This window comes from Colwellia sp. SU-HH01172 (assembly GCF_057553355.1).
Map to the genome: position 1 here is coordinate 925,073 of NZ_BAAJMB010000001.1, position 24,847 is coordinate 949,919.

The window sequence follows — 24,847 nt, forward strand, 5'->3', positions numbered from 1 at the left end:
ATTATGTAACCGACATACAAAAGACCTTGATTTAGGATGGGTAAACGCTATTGACCTAGAGAATTTAGTTTGTTGTATCAATGACTTTTATGAAGAGCGCAACCAAACGAGCTGTTCGGTAAATTTTACCCTGTAATAAACTTTTCTACCTGTTTTTTTGCAAAAAAAAGCCAATTCATTTTACCGAATTGGCTCGTTCGAAGAAAAATTAGGCAAGACGCTTAAAATAACTCCTCTGACATATCAAACATTGCTTGGCTACCTGCTTTTGCTGAGGCTATTAGCGAGTTACATCGTGGTAACAATCGAGCATAAAAGTAACGTGCGGTATGAAGTTTACTTTGATGAAATGCACTGCTTTCATCGGCAGCAAATGAAACTTCGGCCATTTTCGCCCAAACAAATGCCATTGCGGTATAACCAAACACCTGCAAGTAATCGTTAGCAGCACAACCTAATTCTTCAGGATTACTTTGCGCCGAAGCTAATATATCTTGCGTCAATTTTGCTAAATCAGCGGTTGCACTCGCTAACGGTTGAATAAACTCTTGCATCTGTTTTGATGTACATTGCGAAATATAATTTTCTACTTCGTCGATAAATACACTGACTAATTGCCCTTTACTGCCAGCCACTTTTCGCGCCATTAAATCCATAGCTTGCACACCGTTGGTGCCTTCATAAATTTGCGAAATACGAGTATCACGCACCAATTGTTCTTGACCCCATTCACGCACGTATCCATGACCACCAAAAATTTGCTGTCCAGCGACGGTACTTTCAAAACCTAAATCGGTAAAAAACGCTTTCGCTATCGGCGTCATTAATGCCACTAACTGCTCCGCTTTTTGTTGCGCTTCACCGCTGCCATAGGTGGCAATATCAAGTTGCATCGCAATATAGGTAGAAAGCGCACGTGAACCTTCATTCATCGCTTTCATATTTAATAACATTCGACGAACATCACCATGCACCATTAATGAGTCTGCCTGAGCATCAGGTGACTTCACGCCAGTAAGCGAGCGTCCTTGTATTCTATCTTTTGCATATTCCAACGCATTTTGATACGAACGTACCGCAGCACCTAGCCCTTGAATACCAACACCTATGCGCTCAAAATTCATCATAGTAAACATGCAGGCAAGGCCTTTGTTTAGTTCACCAACTAAGTAGCCTTTTGCACTATCAAAATTCATCACACAAGTGGCGGAGGCATGAATCCCCATCTTGTGTTCTATTGAGCCACAACTTACATGGTTAAACTCACCTAAAGACTCATCTTCATTCACTAGGAATTTTGGCACTAAGAATAGTGATATTCCGCGAGGCCCGGCGGGTGCATCTGGTAATTTCGCCAACACCAAATGTACAATATTGTCGGTTAAGTCATGTTCACCAGCGGTGATAAATATTTTCGTTCCGGTCACTAAATAACTGCCATCTTCTTGGGGAACTGCCTTGGTTCTGATCATGCCAAGATCTGTACCTGCATGTGACTCTGTTAAACACATAGTCGCACTCCAGTCCCCTGCATACATGCGAGTTAAGTAACGATTTTTTAGCTCCTCGCTGCCATGCTTGGCTAACGATAAGCCAGCACCCGCAGTTAAGCCTGGGTACAATGAAAAGGAAATGTCCGCAGAACAGAGCATTTCTTCATGAAAAGCGGTAAGCATTTTAGGCATACCCATACCACCAAATTCAGGTTCGCCACCTAATGATGTCCAGCCACCTTGAACGTAAGTGTCAAAAGCTTGTTTATAACCGGGTGCCGTGGAAACTCTGCCGTCGTCAAAGCTGACACCTACTTCATCACCATTACGTGATAACGGGGCAATTTCTTGCTCGGCTATTTTTGCGCACTCTTGCAAAATAGCTTCCGCGGTTTCCTTATCAACGCGTTCTGCCAAAGTAGGTAATGACTGCCAAAGTTGGTCAGCCTTAAATACGTCATACAATAAAAAACTCATATCTCTTAAGGGCACTTGATAGTCAGCCATCATCTTCTCCGAACGCACGATTGAAACAAATAATTAAAACAGTTGTTTGAATATATATTAAACACAGTAAAAGTAAAGTGCTAACTAGAAATTCGCATGCAAGTAAAATTTAAAGTAAGCTTGTGCTGTGAGCATTTGAGTTATAAGGTTTGTTGTGAAATTTATTGCTGCGTCTACTATTTTAGTTTTATTTTGTCATGGTTCGTTGTCAGCCAAACAACTTAGTTTTACTAAAGAAACTGTCGATAATACCGTGCAATTTAGTTATCAGTGGCAAGATCAAAATCAACAAATGCAATCGTTAAGTTTTGCCATTGAAAAACAACTATTATTTGATCGTTTCAGAAATTTTAAAGCTTATAAAGCCAGCCATGCCAAAAAGTATGTTGACCAAGGTATTAAGAAATCACTCAGTCAACAAAAAACAGCCGGCGTACATGTTTCGTTTCTAGGCGCAGGCGATGAAATGCAAATTGAGCTAAAAAGCCAAGATCAAAAAGCGCTTGATCAGGCTTTTCAAAGTATTGGAAAACTTGAAAAAGATTTGCTGCAAGAATATTTACACAATAATTTTTATCAGCAATTTAGGTCTTATGATCGTAGTTTGGCGATTAAACCAGATCATGCACGTATTGCAAAAGAATCCGTGCTTGATTTTAAACCTTTAAAGCCACTTATCCTTGATAGAGTTTCAATACAAAACGTCCGTAAAGTCAGTAACTATGTACTGGGCTTTGTGCAAAATATTCCATATGCAACCTTAGAATCTAGAGTATCCTCCAGTGGCGCAGGCTTTAACCCTCCGTTAAGAACATTATGGGAGAACCAAGGTGACTGTGACAGCAAAGTGACATTAACTGCCGCCATTTTTAGATCGTTAATGCCACGCATTAAAATGATGCTCGTCTTTATCGACAACCATGCATTACTGGCGATTAATATGCCCGCTCAGGGCGATGAATTGACCATTGATGTTGATGGACTGCAATATGTTTTAGCTGAGCCAACCGGACCGGCATTGATGAATGTCGGTGAAATATCAGCCGAGTCTGAATTTGCCATACGTAATGGTCGCTATTATGCCGAGCCCTTTTTTGCTAACTCAGAGTCATAATATTTTATTAAATAACTGACAAAATACTATCTCGTAGCACTTTTAGGGTAATAGGCTTAGCTAAATGTAAATTCATTCCCGCCGCTAAACACTGCTGCTTATCCTCTTCACGCGCGTGTGCTGTCATGGCCAATATAGGCAAGTCATTAAATTGTTGCTGGGCACGAATATGTTGAGTTGCGGTTAAACCATCCATCACTGGCATCTGAATATCCATCAGCACCAAATCTACTTTTTCCTGAGACAAAATATTTAATGCTTCTTGACCATTATTGGCGACAATAACCTTAACTTGCATTGACTCTAGCAGCTTAATTGCCACCAATTGATTCACCAAGTTATCTTCCACCAGTAATATTCGCATAGCCGCTAACGATGCTTCTGGCTGAGCTGTAACTGGAGCATGTTCTTGATGTTTGGTAATTAATGGTAATTTATTAACTTCTTGCGCTATTTTCACTATAGCCTGACGGTACAGCGGCAATTCTAGGAGTAAATACGGAATATTATAGTTGCTAAACTGAGCAAGCAGTTGTTTAGAGATCGCGCTAGAAATTGGCTGACATAAGGCAACAATAGCAACGCTTCGGCTAATTATCTCCATATCATGCTCACTAAAACCATGCTGGATATGTGAGCTATCAAGCAACAATATGCTATTAGAATTTTCACTTAGCGGTTTCAGTTCTTTAATGTTTTCTATCGCAATAATATTTTGCTCAATGTCGTGCAAGTTTTGCTGTAAACTTGCCGGAATAGCAACAGCAAAACTCACCAACGAATAGTTCGCTAAGACCTGCCTAAGCGACTGTATGCCATCGGGAAACATTGCACTACCTGTGGCGTATGCCAAGGGTATTGCTAAGGTAAATTCAGCACCAGCACCTAACTCGCTTTCAATACTTATCTCACCATGGAGTAATTGCGCAATATGCTGACAAATAGACAAGCCTAAACCTGTGCCACCATACTCCCGAGTCATTGACTCATCTGCTTGTTTAAAGGCTTCAAACAAACTGGCTTGTTTGGACTTATCAATACCTATTCCAGTATCTTTTACCGCAAATAAAATTCTGCTCTGGCTTGAGTTTTCAGCATTACCAACGCCAGCTTCCACACTCACAGATAAGTCAATTTGTCCTTGTTCAGTAAACTTAATCGCATTATTGAGCAAGTTACTCAAAACTTGTACTAAGCGCATACTATCGGTGTTTAATCGCAATGGCACTGCGCTATCAATAGAAACATTAAAAGATAATTTTTTATCTCGGATTGAAGAAATGTTTAGATTGATCGCTTGAGAAACAATCTCCTCAATTTCTGCGTTGTCGAGATGAATTGACATATTACCCGACTCAACTTTTGCCGAGTCTAATAGTTCATCAACAAGAAATAGTAAGCTCTTAGATGCCATTTCGGCATTTGATAAATATTGCTCTTGAACTTTATTTAACTGACTTTGCTGCAATAGAAAACACATCCCCTGAATTGCATTGATAGGGGTACGAATTTCATGACTCATATTGGCCAAAAATTGACTCTTTATTTTGTTAGCCTGCTCTGCTTGGTTTTTCGCTCGCTGCAATGCTTGGTTAATTTCATATTGCTGGCTAACATTTCGAATTAAAATAATATTACCTAAAGCTAGGCTTTCCTCACCAAAAAATGGCGCTCGATAAACCTCATAGGTGTCGTTTATTGTCGAAATCGTTTGTTGCTCAACTTTTTCAATCATGACTTGGGTATTGGCATAGATACTGTCTGAGACAACATCCCCCAATGCTTGAGCAATAAAGCTTTTGATGTTACGGCCTAAAACATCAACTTCTTTTTGCAATAACAGCTTTTCAACCGCTTGATTACAACCAATCAAATGCCCTTGTTGATCATTGAAAAAAATATAATCAGGAATCGCGTCCATTACCGAACGTAACAAGGCATAATCTCGTTGCTGCTGTTCACTTTTGTTAAGCAATGCCTGCGTTTTTTCTTTTACTCTTAAATCCAGTTCGATGTTTTGATCTTTCAAGCGCTGAAATAAACTACGATTTTCACCAAATAAATCTTCAACAATTTTAAACCAATGACGCCATTCATCCGGCGGCTTAATTTTACCCGGGTCGCCCGCAGAACAATTTTCAATATGACTAATAAATTGTTTCGAAGGGGTTATAAACGTGCGGTGGGTCACATAGTAAATAATCACTAACAAGGTTAACAAACCGATAAATAACCCGGCAAATATGGCGAGAAAACGATAATTTATTGCAGCATAAAAGTTCGACTTCTTTTGGTATTCCAATAGCACCCAGTCGTTTACCGGTAACATTTGTCTTTGTAATACCCAATCACCAATTTCTGAGCTAGGCTCAATATCAAGCAAGGATTGATAGCTTAATTGATTTAATCGCTCTGGCGCCGTTTCGCTAAATGCTGTGCGGGTGCTTAAGGTCAAATTATCATTTTTCTTATGTAGCAAGACATGGCTGTGCTTATCAACAATAATATAGCCGTGGTCATCATCGAGCACTTTAGGAAGATAGTCATATAAACCTGCGGTATTAATATCGATAAGCACAGCACCCAGCATGTCGTTATTTAAATATACCCCCATGCCCAGCGCCGCATTTAGTCCTTTACCTGCAGAATCTACATAAGGTCGTGACCAAAACTTATCATCTCTATGTTTTGCGGTCTGAATCTTCAACATCAAACTATTGGTTAAGCTTTGATCACTATATTGCCAAACACTGCGTGACACCCAAGGATATAAATTTACGAAACGGCGCATTGAAATATAATATAGCCAGTTGGCTTCTGAGATAGATTCTTGCGCGGTAACAAATGCCGGGGTCAGGGCATTTGCCATGATCAGCTCTTTTTTGAATGACGAATTAAAGTTGGAAATTCTGCCAATACCGGTAATATTACCGGACAGTATACGAGATTGATTCGCTAGGCTTTGTCTCGATTTATTAAGATAAAAGTAGTTACCATCTTGTCGTAACTCAGGCATTTTACTGGGTAATTCTTCGGGAAACTGTAAATAATATTCCGCCAATTCCCTCATACCCGTTAAGGTTTCAACGGTACGGGTTAAGCGGCTATTTAATTGCGCCGCTTGCGCTGATAATTCAGTGATCCTATTGTCATTTTGCACTAAACGAGCCAAATAAAAGCGATAAAAGGTCACAATAAAAGTCAACAGCATAATAGTAGCAAAAACTGCCATAACAGATTTATTATATCGTTGAAATAGTTGTTCTTTTGAACCTTCAGTAAACACGATCGCGCCCAGCTTATACGTTATTATTATGGAAAATTAAGCAAATTGGCTTATGCCTTATTATTGATATATTCATGTTGTTAACGCTAATTTTCACTAACGTTAACAACCTAAATAGTGCAGAAATGATACCCGATGATATTAACCTATGTATACGGCTAATATCATCTAGATATTTACAGGTTATAAATTTTCTTCAGCAAATGATGCTAAGCGGCTTCGAACAACACCGTTAAGGTTAATGGTGGCGCTACCGGGAAAGTCTTTAAATCTTTCCACAATGTAGGTGAGACCTGAAGTTACTGCGGTCAAATAATTGCTATCAATTTGCGCTAAATTGCCTGAACACACCAATTTAGTGCCTTCGCCACACCGTGTAATGATGGTTTTTAGCTGTGACGCGGTCAGGTTTTGGCATTCATCGAGCAACACTAAGGCATTTTGAATACTACGACCGCGCATAAAGTTAACAGACTTAAACTGAATATTAGCCTTGTCCATAATATAATTAAGACTGCCATGCATATTTTCGTCTTGTTTATGTAATACTTCCAGCGAGTCGGTAATAGCAGCGAGCCAAGGCGCCATTTTCTCTTCTTCTGTGCCAGGTAAAAAGCCAATAGACTCAGCTATTTCTGGTGTACTGCGTGTGACAATAATTTTATCATACAAACCACGCTCTATTACTTGCTCTAATGCCGATGCCAACGCCAGCAGGGTTTTACCGCAACCAGCCGGCCCCGTAAGGATCACTAAATCAATATTTGGGTCGAGTAAGGCATCCATTGCCATGCCTTGGTAAATATTTTTTGGGTGAATACCCCAAGCTTGTTTTGACATTAAACGTTCACGGCTTAAATCAGTTATCGCTAAGTTCTCTTCGTCCCAACCCGTGACTTTACCGGCAAAGTGCTCGCCCTCATCAATAAAGTATTCATTCATATAGCTGCTGGGCAGTAAATCTCGTTTAATATAATGCGTGGTGGTTCGGCCTTCGGTTTCGCTTTCACACTCATTAACATGTTGCCAAAAATCACCATCAAATTGATGATAACCTTTGGTTAAAAATTGAATATCATCTATCAACTGATCAGTACGATAATCTTCAACAAAGGCTAAACCTGCCCCCTTTGCCTTTAAGCGCATATTAATATCTTTGGTTACTAATACCACTTTGTTTTGTGGCTTTTCGGTTTGCAGATAAATAGCGGTACTGATGATGCGATTATCATTTTCATTGAAAGAGAGTTTGACTTTATCTTCATCGAGTGCGTAATCATTGAAGATAGATAAACAACCACTGGGATGCTGTTCATCATTTTCCGGTAACTTAACACCGGCAAGCACCTCTTCAGGAGAAGCATTTGCTAAGGTATCTTCTAATGCCCGTATTGCCACTCTGGCGTCTCTGCTAACGTCTTTATTGCGGTCTTTTATTGAGTCTAATTCTTCTAATACTGTCATCGGAACGACAACATCATGCTCTTTGAAAGAGAGAAAAGCGAAGGGTTCGTGTAATAAGATATTGGTGTCTAAAACGTAAATTATTTTTTCTGCTGTCATATGAAAATCCTTTACCAAGTTGAAGGTTCCACAGCACACTTAGCTTCAATAAAGTAATCACTAAAGCACATGCTGCCAGAAACCACTAAAAGTTGATAACTCATCTAACCAAAACAATTTTATTTCTTTTTACTACTTGTTAGTGCAGTAAAGTCGTTTGTGCTAGCAATCCTGACAACACAAACTCATACCAATGGATAATGTGAATTAAGCCACTTAGTATTCTCTTCCACTTTGACAGTTTATCTAACCGCAAGCAAGTGACTTTATCGTCTAAAATTTCAATTTTTTATTTGATAAAAAAGAGCTTTTTATCTAGATTAATTTATGACATTGTAGGTAGTTATGCTAATTAGCTCTCCTGAGCAAATTCTCCCAAACTCCAATCTGTTATTTTTAAGCAAAAAAAGTCACGTTTTTCGGATTTATTTAATGATCGCTTCTATGATTAACGGTACTATAGCGCCCTTTTTTTGGTCGTGTATTTATAGCGCAAGCTATTAAGTTGGAGTTTTTCTATGTCATTTTACCCTGGACAACGCTGGATTAGTGATAGTGAGTCAGATCAAGGACTAGGGACAGTAACCGCTGTCGAAGGTCGCTTTGTTACTATCGTCTTTACTGCTACTGGTGATGCTAGGCAATATGCCATCGATAATGCCCCACTGACCCGAGTAATATTTAACGAAGGCGACAACATACCAAGCCATGAAGGTTGGTTACTTAATGTTGAGTCTTTTGAAGAATCAAACAACTTACTGACTTACCACGGTATTCGACAAGACACAGGTGAAGCCTGCTCATTAAAAGAAGTGATGATAGATCATTTCATTAAATTTAATAAACCACACGACCGATTATTAAATGGCCAAATCGATCGCTTAGATTGGTTCCGCCTGCGTAAAGACTGTTTACACCACCAATTTAGTCAGCAACAATCAGATTTAATGGGCTTAAGCGGCGGTCGCGTTAGCTTAATACCACACCAATTATATATCGCCGAAGAAGTCGGCAGCCGCTTTGCACCGCGAGTTTTATTAGCCGATGAAGTCGGTTTAGGTAAAACCATTGAAGCTGGCTTAATCATTCACCAGCAACTAGTTACCGGCCGTGCCAAACGTGTGCTTATTATTGTGCCAGAATCATTAATGCATCAATGGTTAGTGGAAATGTTACGCCGCTTTAATTTGCAGTTTAGTATTTTTGATGAAAGTCGTTGTCAAGAAACCTCAAATAACGGTGAATATGATAATCCATTTAGTTCCGAGCAATTGGTACTAGTTAACTTAGGATTTGTGACAAAAAATCCAAATTGGTACGAAGCCTTAATTGCAGAAGAATGGGATTTAATGGTGGTAGACGAAGCGCACCATTTAAATTGGCAACAAGATAACGCCAGTATTGAATACCAGTGCATTGAACAACTAGCACAAACTATTCCAGGGGTACTGCTACTAACCGCCACGCCAGATCAACTTGGCCATGAAGGTCACTTTGCTCGTTTACGACTGCTTGACCCAGATCGCTTCTTCGATTACCAAAAGTTTACCGAAGAAGAACAGCATTACACCGAAGTTGCTGATGCCGCGAACACTTTAGTGGCCAATGAAGCGGTAACGCCAGAGCAAATTAACACCTTAACCGTTTTACTAAAAGAGGCGGACGTTAGCGAACATATCGTCGATATAAATCAAACAGACCAAGCGAAACAAAACAGCGCCCGCCAGCACATTTTATCGCAATTATTAGATCGTCACGGCACAGGCCGTATTTTATTCCGTAACAGTCGTAATACCATTAAAGGTTTCCCAAAGCGTGAACTGCATGCCACGGCTCTTGCTATGCCTGAAGCCTACCAAACATCTATTAACGAATTATTATTGTCTGGTACGGCTGAAGACTTAAAAACCACCAAGCAAGCTAAATTACTATTCACGCCAGAAACATTGTTTTCTTTAGACAGCCATGAAGATTGGTATGATATTGACCCACGTGTCGACTACTTAATTGATTTACTGCAATCGCTTAAAAAAGAAAAAGTATTAGTGATATGTGCTCATGCGCAAACCGCTATCGACTTAGAGACTGCGCTACGTGTTAAAGAAGGTATTCGCGCGGCAGTATTCCATGAAGGATTAAGTATTTTTGAACGTGACCGTGCAGCAGCTTACTTTGCACAAGATGAAGACAGCGCACAAGTATTATTGTGTTCAGAAATTGGTAGTGAAGGACGTAATTTCCAATTTGCTCACCACTTAGTATTATTCGATTTACCGAGCAATCCAGATTTACTTGAACAGCGCATTGGTCGCTTAGACCGTATTGGTCAGTCAGAAACTATTCGATTACACGTACCTTTCTTTGAAGATTCACCACAAAGCTTATTATTTAAGTGGTATAAACATGCCCTGAATGCGTTTGAGCATACTTGTATTACCGGCCACGCGGTTTATCAATCCTTTGGCGAAAAACTGTTTGAATTAGCACTCAGTGCTAATTGGGAGTCTGCTGAGGCAGAGCAACTTATCAACCAAAGTCACGAAAGACACATAGCAATCAAACAAGATTTAGAGTCAGGCCGTGATAAACTACTTGAACTGCACTCCTCTGGCCAAGGTCGAGCTGATGCCTTAGTTGAGAAAATCGAAAAACTTGATCAACAAATTCACTTACCACAGTTTATGTTTCAAATTTTAGATGTCTTTGGTATTCAACAAGACGATAAAGCTGATAACTCTATTGCCCTGCAACCTAGTGAACATATGCTGACCGGCAACTTTCCGTGCTTACCAGAAGATGGCACCACCATCACCTTTAATCGCCATACCGCCTTAGCATGTGAGAATTATCAGCTTATCACTTGGGATCATCCTATGGTGCGCGGCGCCATGGACTTAGTGCTTTCCGATGAAATCGGCAATGCCAGCATTGGACTTTTGAAAAACCCCGCATTACCAGCGGGCACTTTTTTCCTCGAATGTATCTTTACTTTAGAAGCCATTGCACCGAGTAACTTACAACTTGGCCGTTACTTGCCAACCACACCTATTCGAATTTTGGTTGACAAAAGTGGCAATGACTTGGCCGATAAAGTCAGTGAAGCTGTATTAGATCAACAATTGTCTCCAGTGAAAAAACAGGTGGCATTACAGTTGGTTAAAGCACTGAAAAGCCAAGTTACTCCGCTGGTTACTAAAGCCGAAGCGCACGCCGAACAACAAGTGAGTACTATTCAACAAAAAGCACTGCAAAGTATGCAAACGGCAATGGATGAAGAGCATCAACGTTTAACGGCGCTAAAAGCAATTAACCCAAGCGTCCGCCAACAAGAAATTGACTTTATTAGCATGCAAAAATCTGCTTTAGCGGAATATATTGAAAAAGCACTAATTAAGTTTGAAGCGATTCGTTTAATCGTCGTTAGCCAATAGCAAATGAATTAAGGATCTATTGAAATGAGTGCTAACCCAGACTTTATTTATCAGCCGCCCATGTCACCGTATCTTGATATTATTTATCAAGATAATGACTTGGTTGTGCTTAATAAACCAAGTGGTTTGCTCACGGTACCTGGGCGCTTGCCTGAACATCAAGATTGCCTGCAAAACCGAGTCATGAAAGTGCTACCAACTGCGACTGTGGTTCATCGTTTAGATATGGCAACGTCAGGTATTATTTTAATGGCATTAAACAAACCCGCTCATGTTGATATCAGCCGACAGTTTGAAAAGCGTTTAACAAAAAAGCGGTATATTGCCCGCGTTTTTGGCAAAGTATCTGATAAAGCGGGCTCTGTAGAAAAACCTCTTATTTGTGATTGGCCTAATCGCCCAAAACAAAAAGTCGACTATGAGCACGGCAAAAAGGCACTCACCCATTACAAGGTGCTCGATTATCGCGACAACATAGATGGCCAAACAACCACTTTAGTAGAACTTACTCCTGTTACTGGACGTTCTCATCAACTAAGAGTGCATATGCTGGCACTAGGCCACCCTATCTTAGGTGATCGCCTTTATGCGCATGCACAAGCATTAACCGTCAGTAATCGCTTGCAACTGCATGCTGAAATGTTAGAAGTTAGCCATCCGATTTCACAACAAGTATTAACCTTTTCAAAAGCCTGCCCATTTGATTAACTAACCTCACTTGGGAGTAGATGCTAAAGCAAACAAGATTCTCGTCGATAAAATAGTTACAATAGAAAATCTTGCTATGTAACCTGAGCTCGAGATAAGCAAAATGCTGAAGCAGCGCTATTAAAACCTATTTCTACGTTGTTTCAGCGTTGATAATACTTTGAAATAGTTATGTTTTCATTATTCCAAGTTCAGGTTATGTATTAATTTATCCTAAGGACTCTCAATTTGTTTGCACTTTCTCGAACGACGTCAAATTCAATCATAATCGTCTGTTGCCTGACCCTTAACTTTCTCTTCACAGCAGCAATCGCCGCTGAGCAAGAAAAAGCAGCTAACACTGAAAAACCAGTAATTGAAAGTGACGCGGCTAAAACAAACAATGAGAAATCAGCCACTGAAAACTCAAGCAATATTAACGAAAATGAGAACAAAACAAGCGACAAAAATGTTGCTGACAACGAAGCTAACACTAGCACAGAAGCCACTGAAGAAAAGCAAACTAAACGTATAATAAACGCGCCGGTAGACGCCTTTAAGCAGCAACAGCAAGATATAAAGCATTATATTAAAAACGATAATGTTGACGCTATGTTAGTTGGTACTGATGAATTTCTTATCTTGACGGATAAACATAAGACCGCAATCAATAAAGGCGTGATAATGTTAATTCCCGACTGGCAACAAAGTGCCGCTAGTCCAAGCGCCATTAAGCAAATTCGTCAGAATATGCCCGAGCATGGATGGACTATTCTTACTTTACATCCGCCGCACCAGCTAGAAAACTATCCGTCACGAGCATTAACTGCAGAAGAGCGTTTAGAGCAAGATAAAACAAGCTTGACTGACTATAAGCAAACATTATCGGCAATTGTGACTGAGCTTAACAAGAAAGCAAAAAATTATCCTGGAGCTATTATAACGATAGCCGAAGGACAACATGCCGCCTTAATGGTCGACATGGTGCAAAGTAAGCTAATAGAGCCACCAAGTGCCATAATCATGTTGAGTAGTTACATGCCAACCATAACTGAAAATGCCACACTCGCTGAGCAAGTGGCTATTTCTGACTACCCGGTATTCGATTTATATTTAAAGCGTGACCATCACTTGGTACTAGCTAATGCCAAAAACAGGAAAGATCGCGCTAAAAATGAAATGAAAGTCTACTTTCGGCAAAAACAGCTCAGCAACCAAGTGACCGCTTACTATCCAAAGCATTCACTAACCCGAGAAATAATAGGTTGGCTTAAATCTATCGGCTGGTAAAACTATCTATGTTGTTGAGGTTTAAGATAAACAGCAACTTTACCATCGACACCAGCCGCGAGGATGACGTCTTTGCCGCTGGCTAGAGTGTAAAAGCCACGACTCCCCTCAGCGGCGTTTTTATCGTCAAATGCTTGCCAGGTTTTACCGCCATCAATAGAGATGTCACTGCCGGTTTTTCCGGTTGCAATGCAAGTCTCATTAAGACAGCTCATGGCCGTACGTAGCCCCCGTTGTTTGGCAGCAACTCGCTGCCACGTTTCCTTGATAAAGGTCGCAATATTGTTATAGCGAGTTGACCTTTGCTGATAATCGCCGCCTAAAACAAATACTTGTTGCTCATGATTTAGTGCTAAACCATAACCTCCGGCGGTTTGCGTATCATCAAATAAAGGCACAGCTTGTCTTTGCCAGTTCTCACCAAAATCTTCACTGTAATATACCGAGGCGGAAAAGCCACCGGTAGTCAGCCATGCCTTACCATTTTCTCCAGTAATAATAGTATTACCACTGGCTGCAAAAGCGGCCTCTTTATCATACATGATTGGTAACTTCGTTTTAGCAATACGCCGCCAAGTTTTGCCACCATCTTGAGTTTTTTCAACCAGGTAAAAACCATCAACAGGATCACCTAGCAATAAGCCCCTCTGCTCATCCCAGAAGGCAATCGAGTCATAAAAACCTTTGGCGTCTTTATTTTGTTTCAATACTTGCCAGGTTTTGCCGGCGTCAGTTGTTTTATATAAAACTGATTGACTACCTTCACCTGCCCCCATAACAATGGCAGTGTTTTTATCAAACAAAGCAATATCACGAAAGTCGGTTTTCGGTGACGCTTTTACCGAGCGTTCTGCCCAAGTAATACCATTGTCTTGGCTGACGAAAACGCTATTATTACTGCCGCTAACCCACAAGGCATTGCCGCTGACAGCACTGCCTCGTAGAGATACCTTCTTGTTGATATCTACCCGTTGCCACTTTGCTTCAATTTCGGCCGTCGATAAAAATGAAAAACTGGCTAAAAGTAATAATAATAGCTGTCTATAAGAAAAAATTTTGATGGTTCGACTTAACATTAAGGCCTTCATTAATTGCGCTGAATATCTACGCTTACTATTACGATTTTTAATAATATTATCAAGCACTAAACCTGTATGGTGTTTTTCATCACCTTAGCAATAAAAAAGCGCCGCTTGCAACACTAAGTCATGTTGCAAGCGGCGCTTTGAATTTAGCCAGTTTAATCACCCAATTATATTAAGTCACTAATAGTGAGTCGGCTCTATGTTCTGTGCCTGACGCCGTCTAAATAAATTAGCGATATCTTCTTTAATAAGATACAGGGCTGGAATCAAAAACAAGGTGATCACCGTCGCAAATACAATACCAAAACCTAATGAAATGGCCATTGGAATAATAAACTGTGCTTGCAAACTTCCTTCAAAATACAATGGGAAGATACCAAAAAAGGTCGTTAGAGAGGTTAACAGAATAGCTCTAAAGCGTTGAGTGCCGGCTTGGCTAACAATATCAATCATACGCATGCCTGAGCCTTTTGCTTTATTGATAAAGTCGACCATGATCAAACTATCATTCACCACAACGCCCGTTAACGCGATAAAACCAAACATCGACATCATATTAATGGTTCTGCCAAGTAACCAGTGACCGATAATAGCGCCAATAATACCAAACGGAATAACTGACATGATCACTAACGGCTGACTATAAGACTTAGTCGGTATAGCGATTAAACCGTAAATTAAAAACAAAGCACCGATTGCTGCAAAGCCAAGTTGAGAAAGAAAGTCAGCTTGATCCTTACTTGCGCCTTCAATGCCATATTGCACACTTGGATAATCGGCCAAAATTTCCGGCAAGTAAGTCTCATTCATTTCTGTCACGATTTTACGCGATTCAACTTTTTCACTATCAATATCGGCAGAAATAGTGATTGAACGTTTTTGATTAATGCGGGTTATGGTTGAAAAGCCTTGACCAATTTCTATATTCGCTACTTGATAAAATGGTACTTGTTCGCCATTCGGTGTTCGAATCCACATATCTTCCAAATCAGATACCGATAAACGACTCGACTCAGGGTAACGCACCATCACTTTCAATTCATCACGACCACGCTGAATGCGCTGAGCTTCATCGCCATAGAAGGCTTGTCGTACTTGTTTCGCCAAACTCGACAAATTCAAACCTAGCACTTCAGCTTCAGGCTTAATACTAAGTTTGATTTCTTGACTGCCTCGACTGAAAGAATGTCGCACATCATAGACACCATCATAGCTGTTAAGCTGGGCTTGAATCGCTTCCGCGGCGGCTTCTAGTTCAACATCATTTTTTCCAGTCAATTGAAATTCTATTGCTGCACCGCCGCCAGCATTAGTACCAGCAAAAAAGCGTAATTCCTTAGTTCCTGGAATTTCACCTATTTCATCACGCCATAACTTTTCAATTTCATAGGCGTTCAACTCGCGCTGATCCGGTTTTACTAACTCTAAAAGTACACTAGCGCTGGTATTGCCATTGGTAAAAATCATTTCATGTTTAACAAAATTAACGCCATTAAACTTATTCTGCTGCGAAACGGTTTCAATTGCCTGCTTAACCTTTTCAATAGCTTTATTACGCTGATGCGCTGCAGAGCCATCAACCATAGTAATATTGCCTTGAATAAAATCACTGGGGATATTCGGAAAAACTTCAAGTTTGACAAATGAGCCGACAATTAAGCCAATAGATAAAATTAAAATCGCGATAAATGCCGCCATAGTGTTATAGCGAGCAACCAAGGCTTTTTCCAGATATGGCTTGTATACTGAATGAATAAAGTTATCTAACTTTTCTTTAAAACGCATTTGAAAACGCTCTAAAAAGTTAGCTTTTTCCTCGACTAAAGGAACATATTTCATATGCGCTAAATGGGCAGGTAAAATCCATTTAGATTCGATCAGTGAAAACACCAAACAAAAGCTGACTACAATCGAAATTGCCCGAAAAAAAGCAGCAAAACTAGCATCAATAAATAACAAAGGAGTAAATGCGGCAATGGTGGTGAGTACACCAAATGTTGCCGGCATAGCTACGCGTAAAGTGCCACGAATAATATTGTCGCGAGAATGACCGTATTGCTCTATTTCGGCATAGGCACTTTCGCCAATAACGATGGCATCGTCTACGACAATCCCCAGCACCATAATAAAAGCAAAAAGGCTTAACATATTGATAGATACCGACCACTCACCGAGCAGTGGCATCATTAATAACGCACCGAAAAAGCTAATGGGAATACCTAACATTACCCAAAAGGCAATTTTGATCCTCAAGAAAAGCGTTAACACGATAAAGACTAATGAAGCCCCCATCAACATATTGTTGATCATCATGTCGAGACGTTCTGAAAGATAATACGAGCTGTCGCCCCAAACCGTTAATTTTGCCCCTTCAGGCAGTTGATCATTTTTTTCATCAACATAACTGCGCACTTGCGCCGCAATTTCCAGATCATTTTGATCACCGGTTGATTGCACCATGATACTTGACGTGTTTTCATCATCAAAAGTTGCAAAGTCTTCCTGTTCAACAAAACCATCTTTAACATTAGCAACGTCAGCCAATAACAGCCGAGTACCATTGCTATCAGTTCTTAATACTAAATCACCATACTCTTGGCCGGTATACGCTTGTCCCTCAGCGCGCAATAAAATGTCGCCACCACGAGTTTTTATCGTGCCGCCAGCTAAGTCAACGGAAGAACTTCTTACTGCTTGTGTAATTTCATCAAAGGTAAGTTGATATTGTTGTAATTTTTCTTCTGAAACTTCGATACTAATTTCATAGTCACGACTACCGACAATATCAGCGCTATTAACGCTAGGTAAGGCCATAACTTCATCACGAATATTTTGCGCCATAACTTGCCTAGCACGCCTATCCATTGAACCGCTAACCGACAGCCACATTACCTGACCTTTAAATTCCTGTTTACTAATAATGGGCTTTTCAGTTTGTTCAGGAAAGGTGGTAATGGCATCAACTTGCATTTGTACTTCATCAAGCTTTTCTGACATTGAGTAGCCCGATTGCAGCTCTATCGTCACTATGCCAATGCCCTCTTGGGCGGTTGCGGTTATGCGTTTGATACCTTCAATATCTTCCAGTGATTCTTCCACTTTAAGAATTACTGATTGCTCAACTTCTTCAGGCGCCGCCCCTAAGTGCGGTACCATCACCTGAATGCTGTTAGGGTTAAATTCAGGAAACATTTTTTTATTAATGCCCTGATAGGAAAAATAGCCTGCAACTAAAATGAAGACCATTAACAAGTTTGCGGCCACACTATTATGGGTAAACCAAGCAATAATACCGGTTAATTTTTCCTCATTGGCAGGAGCGTTATATTCTCGCATTAGTCTTCACCTTGCGTCTCTGCTAACTCTGGTTGACTTGCGATTTCAGCTGCTGGGTCATTTATTTCTTCACCAACAATACGCAAAGTCATGCCTTCAACAGGCGTTTCCATTTGTGTGGTAATTAATCTATGTCCTAATGCAAACGTATCATGACTGTAAACAAAGTCGGCATCGTTACGTAAAACACTAATTTCTTGAATATGAAGCTTATTATTATCATCCACCAAATAAAGTTTATTGGCGCCGTGCAGAGCATCACGAGGTATGGCGACGATATCAGTTACTAATTTGCCGGAAATACTGGCATTAACAAAAGTACCGATGCGTAATTCATGGTGTTCACTGGTTGATAAAACACTGTAGGGATCATCAACTTGAGCAATAACATAATGCACTCGACTGCGACTATCAACTTCACCTTCATAGCGCGTTAAATTCGATTGCCACTGGTGCTGTGCCCCCATTAATTGATAAAAAATATCCACTTTCGAGCCGCTGCTTTCTAATTGATTAATTTTAGGTAAGTTCAAAAATTCAACATCGCGTTGCTTAATAGGTAGTCTGACTTCCGCATAATCAACCGCAAATGTCATCGCTAGCGTAGAGCCTGTCGAAACATATTGTCCAATTTCAACTTGCTTCTCTTTGATCATGGCATCATACGGTGCTCGTATTTGAGTACGGGCAAGTTTCACCTCAGCGTCAATCACATCGGCTTCAGCCGCTTTCACATCAGCTTTAGCTTTTTGTAATTGTGGTAAGCGTAACGCAAGTACTGGCGCTTCAGATAGGGTCTTTCCGGTTAATAGCCACTCATCTTCTGCTTGTTCTTTTCGCGCTTGCTCTTCAACTAATACCGCTTTTGCGGCATCAAGCCTTGATTGGGCTTGCAATAAACCAACACGATAGCTGATGTCATCAATGCTCAGTAGCACTTCCCCTTTTTGGAAAAAACCACCGACATTGAATTTGTCATTTACCGAGGTAATTTGTCCTGATACCTCAGAGACCAAATTTGTTTGGGTGCGTGGAGAAACACTACCCTGACTAGCGATTGTAAAGCGAATATCTTGTCTTTCAATGCTTTGCACTTCAACCAGAGGGGCTTTTATAATGGCAGGCTTTTTAGCGGGTTTCGGTGCTAAAGCCGCCACAATAATTAAACCAACAACAGCGATTAAGATGATGGCAATTGGGGTCAAGACATAACGTAATGGGATCATACGTCGGGCTTTTTTATTATTATTCTCTGATGCGGAACTCATGATTTATTCTCTATGAATATTTTTTGATTTTTTACTAACTTGGCTAAATGCCAAAACATAAGAAATATAGTAGCTTAGCAACAGTTATTAACCAAGTGTTAAGCCAGTAAATAATTGTAAATATTACTAACTACTCATTAATCTTTAATTTTAGTATTTTTGTACAAACTTTGCCCACGATAGCAGCAGCTCACGAAAGTCTTCACTGCCACAGGAAGATGAGTCTTGTTGGTCAAAATCAATATTTTCATCGGTTAGCGCCTCAGGTAACACCTCAACCCCATTCATACTGGCATTGGTTTGCACGGTAACGTCGCCTCGGCTAAAACTAACACTATATTCGCTACCGGTAATAGTAATTTCAGATTGTTTATCATGCTCAATATCATTCATAGCTGATAATAGCTGCGCTAACTTAGTTGGGTTGGTGCCCACTTCAACCTCTAGCCATGGACCAATAACTTCGTGCTCAAGTGAAAATCGGGCTATTGCAGTGCCCGTAATAGGATCGTCGATAAATTGATATTCCATAAATACCTCATACTGAAAAATGCGATAGAAAGCCCTATCCTTGAAAATCTACTATATTAATTAGAGACATTTATATATTTAGATAATGCCAGGGGCTGTTGATCTTTCATTTTTGTTTCTGCTATCGACTAATTTTAAAGATAACAAGGCGAAAAACGTGCAATGTAGTTGTGCTACTTTAACGTTTTTCAACGAAGTTAGGCTGAAAATTAGTCATAGCCCTTAGGGTTGCCGTGAAAAATTGCCTCTCAGTGTTGCCTACATGGATGTAGATACTTAGGTTATGTTTAGAACTAATAACCTGTACTTAATGTGCATTTGGAATAACCAGATTTTACATTAAGTGCCTTGATAGTCAGCTTTTTCAAATGCAACAGAGTTATAAACTGAAAGATCAACAGCCCCTAACCTAATTGTAGCAAATCGTAGTGTTTTATCACGAGACTAAAGCGTAAAACTGATAAAATAGCTGCGGCAAGTTTACATTTTTTGTTTTCAAAGCCATCTGACCTTTGATATAGCACGAGGCCTTAGTTATTAAAAAATTTATTAACGCTATTTTTTATACTCTTATGGCATTTTCACCAATAATTATTGCGAATGAAGAGCCGACTATAAACATAGCAATGCATATTGAACCGCCATTTTCAGACATTGTCGATGGTGAGTTTGTTGGTGAAAACATTGAAATTGGCAAAGCACTAGCGGCTAAAGCAGGCAAAAAAGCTCACTTTGTTTACTGCCCCATTGCGCGTTGTTTTTCTCTAATGCAAGCTGGCCAAGCAGATATGATTATTGCGGTAAGAAAAACAGCTTTACGAGAAGAGTTTATAACTTACCTTACTCCACCAATTAAAATACAACACTTACCGTTACGGTTTTACATACGCACCAGTAATGACATAGTTTTAGATAACTATGAAGATTTGCAGCCTTTAAGAATAGGCGTATTACGTGGTGCGTCATATTTTGATAAATTTGATCACGACACACAAATCAGCAAAATCCCCTTAACGACCCATCAACAGCTGATCGACATGCTGTTAAAAGGACGTATCGATACTTTTTTAGAGCGTGAAGAATCCATCACCCCTTTAGTGGATAAAAATGTCTATTCAGCCGGAATTAAATTAGCAAAATTTTCCTATGACAAAGGAGTCGGCTCTTACATTGCTATTTCCAAGAGATCCCCACTAGCAACAGAAATCACAAACTTATCTCATTCCTTACAAGCGCTATTTGATAATGGCGAGATGCAAAAGATAATTAGCAACACCAAGAAAAGTAACTAATTTCATTTGAACTTCCCAGCCATTACAGCGTCTATCTACTACCTATAAGAAGTTTATTTATATCATATTTGTGCGAAACGGAACTTACACAGCAGTCATTTTTTCATTATTAATCCACTTAATAATTGTCATTGTTATTGTCTTAACTCAAGCAACGACACCACTAAAACTTCCCCCCAAAAAAACAGAAGCCATTAAAAGTTTTTTATATCACGCGCCAAAAGTGGAATCACTTGTGACAAAAGAGTCGAATAAACAACCTGCGCGAGAACAATTGCTGCAAAATAAGATTTTAGAAAAAGTACCGGAACCAAAAGAAACGCAAGAGACCACAAAGAAAATAGTGCCGCCATTACCTGTAACAAAACCTGACAATGAAAAAAGTAATACAGCAGAAAAGACGCCGCCACCAACACCATCTCAGCCCAAAGAATCGTTGCCAACCCCTTTACCGCTAGCGCCAAAAAAGAAATTAGATAGCTTTACACAGCTTCAAAGATTACGCAGTAAGCTTAATAGCAGTGCCAACGCACCGACTGATAGCTCATATCAAAGCTACCAACCGCCGTCAGTCTTTAATAGCAAACCTAAAACGGTACCTCATTCTGTCCCGTTAAAAGATGAAGAAAAAGAACGCGAAAAAAATACCAAAAATATGGGCTCAGGAATCGCCATTACTAAAGGTGATGATGGTACCTGCTCTATAACCCAAGATATGAGTGTTTACGGACTCAGTGAAGGATCTTCAACTCAGCACTTTAATTGTGGTGAATCTAAGTTTGATAAAAGCTTTCGAGAACACATGAAAAAAGTAAAAGCCAAGCTGGGTAAGTAATTATGATACTGCCTAACTGGATATAGGTTCTAGTTTTAATCAGAAGTAAAAACTGACTTTTAATCAAAGCGCTAAGATATCACTAATAGTTCAAAAGAGAAAACCATTGAGATAAGCCTTAACATGCACAGTCCAGAACATAAAAATGCCACTAAAAATGGCATTGAAGAATATATTTGAATACTTTCTTTAAGCTAGGTGGATAAAGAACAGGGAAGAAGCGCGCAGCTTAATTGCTTATATTAGCAGCCAACTGAGCACTTCTAACGACGTTATTTTTTCAACAAGCGACTAGAAATTTTCAAATTAAGCTTCTACTTGTAAGATTACGCTCTCTGCTTTTGTTGTGTACTCATCCATTTTATCAAAGTTCAAATAACGGTAGGTATCAGCTGCTGTGGCATCAATTTTCGATGCATATTCCATGTACTCAGCAGGCGAAGGCAGTTTACCTAAGATAGCACCAACCCCAGCCAGCTCAGCTGAGGTTAAATAAACATTTGCACCATTACCTAAACGATTAGGGAAGTTACGAGTTGAAGTAGACAGTACGGTAGTATTATCACCTACCCGTGCTTGATTGCCCATACACAATGAACAACCTGGGGTTTCTACACGAGCGCCAGCTTTACCATAAATATTAAAATAACCTTCATCTTTCAGTTGTGCACTATCCATTTTAGTCGGTGGTGTCACCCACATGCGAGTTGGTAGCGAACCGCCGAAACCGTCAATTAACTTACCTGCGGCGCGGAAATGGCCAATATTAGTCATACATGAACCAATAAAGACTTCATCAACTGCAACGCCAGCCACCTCAGACAATAATTTCGCATCATCAGGATCATTAGGGCAACAAACAATTGGCTCCTTAATGTCGGCTAAATCAATTTCAATAACATGAGCATATTCTGCATCAGCATCAGCTGCCATTAACGAAGGGTTAGCTAGCCATGCTTGCATACCGTTAATACGACGGGTAATAGTGCGAACATCACCGTAACCTTCACTGATCATCCACTTAAGCATGACAATGTTAGAGGTTAAGTATTCTTTAACCGCTTCTTCTTCAAGTTTAATGGTACAACCTGCGGCAGAGCGCTCAGCCGAAGCATCAGAAAGCTCAAATGCTTGTTCAACTGTTAAGCCTTTAAGACCTTCAATTTCTAATACACGACCTGAAAACTCATTAACTTTCCCCGCTTTCTCAACCGTTAATAAACCGTTATTAATAGCGTAATAAGGGATAGCGTGCACTAAATCACGTAAGGTGATACCTGGTTGCATTTCACCTTTAAAACGCACTAAAACTGATTCAGGCATATCAAGTGGCATAACTCCTGTCGCTGCGGCAAATGCAACTAAACCAGAGCCAGCAGGAAAAGAAATACCTAACGGGAAACGAGTATGTGAATCACCACCAGTACCAACGGTATCTGGCAATAACATACGGTTTAACCAAGAATGAATTACACCATCACCAGGCCGAAGTGAAACACCACCGCGATTCATCATAAAATCAGGCAAGGTATGATGAGTAATAACATCAACAGGCTTAGGATAAGCTGAGGTATGACAGAAAGACTGCATAGTTAAATCAGCAGAAAAACCTAAACAGGCTAAATCTTTCAATTCGTCACGAGTCATAGGACCGGTAGTATCTTGAGAGCCAACTGTGGTCATTTTAGGTTCACAGTATTGACCCGCACGAACACCGTCAATACCACAAGCTTTACCCACCATTTTCTGCGCTAAAGTAAATCCTTTCGTAGAAGCTTCTGGGGCAACTGGGCTCGCAAATAAATCAGTCGCTTTTAGCCCTAATGCTTCACGTGCACGACTAGTTAAGCCTCGACCTATGATCAGTGGAATACGCCCCCCCGCACGCACTTCATCTAATAGCACTGGGCTAAGTTCAAATTCAGAAATTACTTCACCCGCCGAATTTTTAACTACACCTTCGTATGGATAAATATCAATAACATCACCCATATGCATTTTTTGTACATCTAACTCAATCGGTAATGCACCTGAGTCTTCCATAGTGTTGTAGAAAATTGGCGCGATTTTGCCACCTAAGCAAACACCACCACTGCGCTTGTTAGGAATACAAGGAATATCTTCCCCCATAAACCATAAAACAGAATTAGTTGCAGATTTACGAGAAGAACCTGTACCAACTACATCGCCAACATAAGCTAGTGGAATGCCGTCTTCTTGCAGCGCTTCAATTTGTTTGATGGGGCCAACAACACCATCTTCATCAGGGTTAATACCATCACGTTCAATTTTAAGCATGGCTTTCGCGTGTAATGGAATATCAGGACGAGACCATGCATCGGGTGCTGGTGATAAATCGTCAGTGTTAGTTTCACCGGTTACCTTAAATACTTTAACAGTGATTTTTTCCGCAACTTTCTCTTTTGAGGTAAACCACTCTGCGTTTGCCCAAGATTGCATAACTTGTTTCGCCGCTACATTACCCGCTTCTGCTTTTTCTTTAACATCATAAAAGGCATCAAACATAAGTAAGGTATTTGACAGACCTTTAGCGGCGATTGCTGAAAGCGCTGCGTTGTCTAGTAAGTCAATCATAGGTTGAATGTTATAGCCACCTAACATAGTGCCGAGTAATTCCGTGGCTTTTTCAGCCGATAAAATAGCTGAACTAGTTTCACCTTTTGCTACCGCAGCTAAGAATCCCGCTTTAACATACGCAGCATCATCAACGCCCGCAGGCACACGATTAGTTAATAAATCAACTAACAATACTTCTTCACCTGCCGGTGGGTTTTTAACCAATTCAACTAAAGCGGCAGTTTGTTCTGCATCTAATGGCTTAGGTACAATACCTTCTGCGGCGCGTTCTTCTATATGTTTACGATAATTTTGCAGCACGATGTTCACCTCTGTTATTAGTGATAACTAACCTTATCTAATACATTCCACCATTCTTTTTTAGGTCCATGTAAATAAAATAGGCTAGGTATTTGAGACTAAAAAGTTAGGTAAAATTATACTCGAATGAGTAAATCAATTGATATACGACTAATTGATTAGAGTGAATCACAATTTTTATAACTAAGCATAGACCAGAAATGCAGATAATTATCGATGTTTAAAATCAAT

Annotated in this window: 14 protein-coding genes; 6 read left to right on the top strand and 8 right to left on the bottom strand. The window is 40.0% G+C overall.

The window, feature by feature from the left end:
- Nucleotides 1-221: 221 nt before the first annotated feature.
- Entirely contained in the window at nt 222-2,000 is a 1,779-nt protein-coding gene (locus AC27JP_RS04125) for an acyl-CoA dehydrogenase C-terminal domain-containing protein (RefSeq protein WP_487112333.1), read from the bottom strand.
- A 154-nt stretch (nt 2,001-2,154) separates the two neighbouring features.
- Between AC27JP_RS04125 and AC27JP_RS04130 the strand changes: the two genes are divergently transcribed.
- Nucleotides 2,155-3,114: a hypothetical protein gene (locus AC27JP_RS04130; RefSeq protein WP_487112335.1), complete on the top strand. Its 960-nt coding sequence runs from the start codon at nt 2,155-2,157 to the stop codon at nt 3,112-3,114.
- Nucleotides 3,115-3,121: 7 nt separating this feature from the next.
- Here AC27JP_RS04130 and AC27JP_RS04135 read toward each other — a convergent pair whose 3' ends face one another.
- A complete protein-coding gene (locus AC27JP_RS04135; RefSeq protein ID WP_487112337.1) occupies nt 3,122-6,400 on the bottom strand; it encodes an ATP-binding protein in 3,279 nt (1,092 codons plus the stop codon).
- Between the two features lie 183 nt (nt 6,401-6,583).
- The gene (locus AC27JP_RS04140; RefSeq protein ID WP_487112339.1) at nt 6,584-7,963 is read right to left on the bottom strand and encodes a PhoH family protein; all 1,380 of its coding nucleotides are present in this window, start codon (nt 7,961-7,963) and stop codon (nt 6,584-6,586) included.
- A 518-nt stretch (nt 7,964-8,481) separates the two neighbouring features.
- Here AC27JP_RS04140 and rapA point away from each other — a divergent pair.
- The 3 genes from rapA (at nt 8,482) to AC27JP_RS04155 (ending at nt 13,371) form a co-directional block, all read left to right on the top strand.
- Entirely contained in the window at nt 8,482-11,394 is a 2,913-nt protein-coding gene (gene rapA / locus AC27JP_RS04145) for an RNA polymerase-associated protein RapA (RefSeq protein ID WP_487112341.1), read from the top strand.
- A gap of 24 nt (nt 11,395-11,418) precedes the next feature.
- Nucleotides 11,419-12,102, top strand: coding sequence for a bifunctional tRNA pseudouridine(32) synthase/23S rRNA pseudouridine(746) synthase RluA (gene rluA, locus AC27JP_RS04150; RefSeq protein ID WP_487112343.1), 684 nt, complete (start codon nt 11,419-11,421; stop codon nt 12,100-12,102).
- Nucleotides 12,103-12,330: 228 nt separating this feature from the next.
- Entirely contained in the window at nt 12,331-13,371 is a 1,041-nt protein-coding gene (locus AC27JP_RS04155; protein ID WP_487112345.1) for a DUF3530 family protein, read from the top strand.
- Nucleotides 13,372-13,373: 2 nt separating this feature from the next.
- Here the strand turns inward: AC27JP_RS04155 and AC27JP_RS04160 are convergent, their stop codons facing one another.
- The 4 genes from AC27JP_RS04160 to AC27JP_RS04175 form a co-directional block, all read right to left on the bottom strand.
- Nucleotides 13,374-14,447: a WD40/YVTN/BNR-like repeat-containing protein gene (locus tag AC27JP_RS04160; RefSeq protein ID WP_487112347.1), complete on the bottom strand. Its 1,074-nt coding sequence runs from the start codon at nt 14,445-14,447 to the stop codon at nt 13,374-13,376.
- Between the two features lie 189 nt (nt 14,448-14,636).
- Nucleotides 14,637-17,792, bottom strand: coding sequence for an efflux RND transporter permease subunit (locus AC27JP_RS04165; RefSeq protein ID WP_487112349.1), 3,156 nt, complete (start codon nt 17,790-17,792; stop codon nt 14,637-14,639).
- Nucleotides 17,792-19,060: an efflux RND transporter periplasmic adaptor subunit gene (locus tag AC27JP_RS04170; RefSeq protein ID WP_487112351.1), complete on the bottom strand. Its 1,269-nt coding sequence runs from the start codon at nt 19,058-19,060 to the stop codon at nt 17,792-17,794. The genes AC27JP_RS04165 and AC27JP_RS04170 overlap by 1 nt, the downstream gene beginning before the upstream one ends.
- A 150-nt stretch (nt 19,061-19,210) precedes the next feature.
- Entirely contained in the window at nt 19,211-19,591 is a 381-nt protein-coding gene (locus AC27JP_RS04175; protein WP_487112353.1) for a YacL family protein, read from the bottom strand.
- A gap of 626 nt (nt 19,592-20,217) precedes the next feature.
- Between AC27JP_RS04175 and AC27JP_RS04180 the strand changes: the two genes are divergently transcribed.
- On the top strand, nt 20,218-20,883 hold the full coding sequence (locus AC27JP_RS04180) for a substrate-binding periplasmic protein (RefSeq protein ID WP_487112355.1): 666 nt from the start codon (nt 20,218-20,220) through the stop codon (nt 20,881-20,883).
- Between the two features lie 235 nt (nt 20,884-21,118).
- Nucleotides 21,119-21,718, top strand: a complete 600-nt coding sequence (locus AC27JP_RS04185; RefSeq protein ID WP_487112357.1) for a hypothetical protein — start codon at nt 21,119-21,121, stop codon at nt 21,716-21,718.
- Between the two features lie 306 nt (nt 21,719-22,024).
- On the opposite strand, the gene acnB is transcribed toward AC27JP_RS04185, so the two are convergent.
- Nucleotides 22,025-24,616, bottom strand: coding sequence for a bifunctional aconitate hydratase 2/2-methylisocitrate dehydratase (gene acnB, locus AC27JP_RS04190; RefSeq protein WP_487112359.1), 2,592 nt, complete (start codon nt 24,614-24,616; stop codon nt 22,025-22,027).
- Nucleotides 24,617-24,847: the final 231 nt, after the last annotated feature.

Coding starts and splice junctions, on each gene's coding strand:
- AC27JP_RS04125 (WP_487112333.1), bottom strand. CDS start 2,000: ATGGCTGACTATCAAGTGCCCTTAAGAGATATGAGTTTTTTATTGTAT.
- AC27JP_RS04140 (WP_487112339.1), bottom strand. CDS start 7,963: ATGACAGCAGAAAAAATAATTTACGTTTTAGACACCAATATCTTATTA.
- rapA (WP_487112341.1), top strand. CDS start 8,482: ATGTCATTTTACCCTGGACAACGCTGGATTAGTGATAGTGAGTCAGAT.
- rluA (WP_487112343.1), top strand. CDS start 11,419: ATGAGTGCTAACCCAGACTTTATTTATCAGCCGCCCATGTCACCGTAT.
- AC27JP_RS04160 (WP_487112347.1), bottom strand. CDS start 14,447: ATGTTAAGTCGAACCATCAAAATTTTTTCTTATAGACAGCTATTATTA.
- AC27JP_RS04165 (WP_487112349.1), bottom strand. CDS start 17,792: ATGCGAGAATATAACGCTCCTGCCAATGAGGAAAAATTAACCGGTATT.
- AC27JP_RS04170 (WP_487112351.1), bottom strand. CDS start 19,060: ATGAGTTCCGCATCAGAGAATAATAATAAAAAAGCCCGACGTATGATC.
- AC27JP_RS04175 (WP_487112353.1), bottom strand. CDS start 19,591: ATGGAATATCAATTTATCGACGATCCTATTACGGGCACTGCAATAGCC.
- AC27JP_RS04180 (WP_487112355.1), top strand. CDS start 20,218: ATGCATATTGAACCGCCATTTTCAGACATTGTCGATGGTGAGTTTGTT.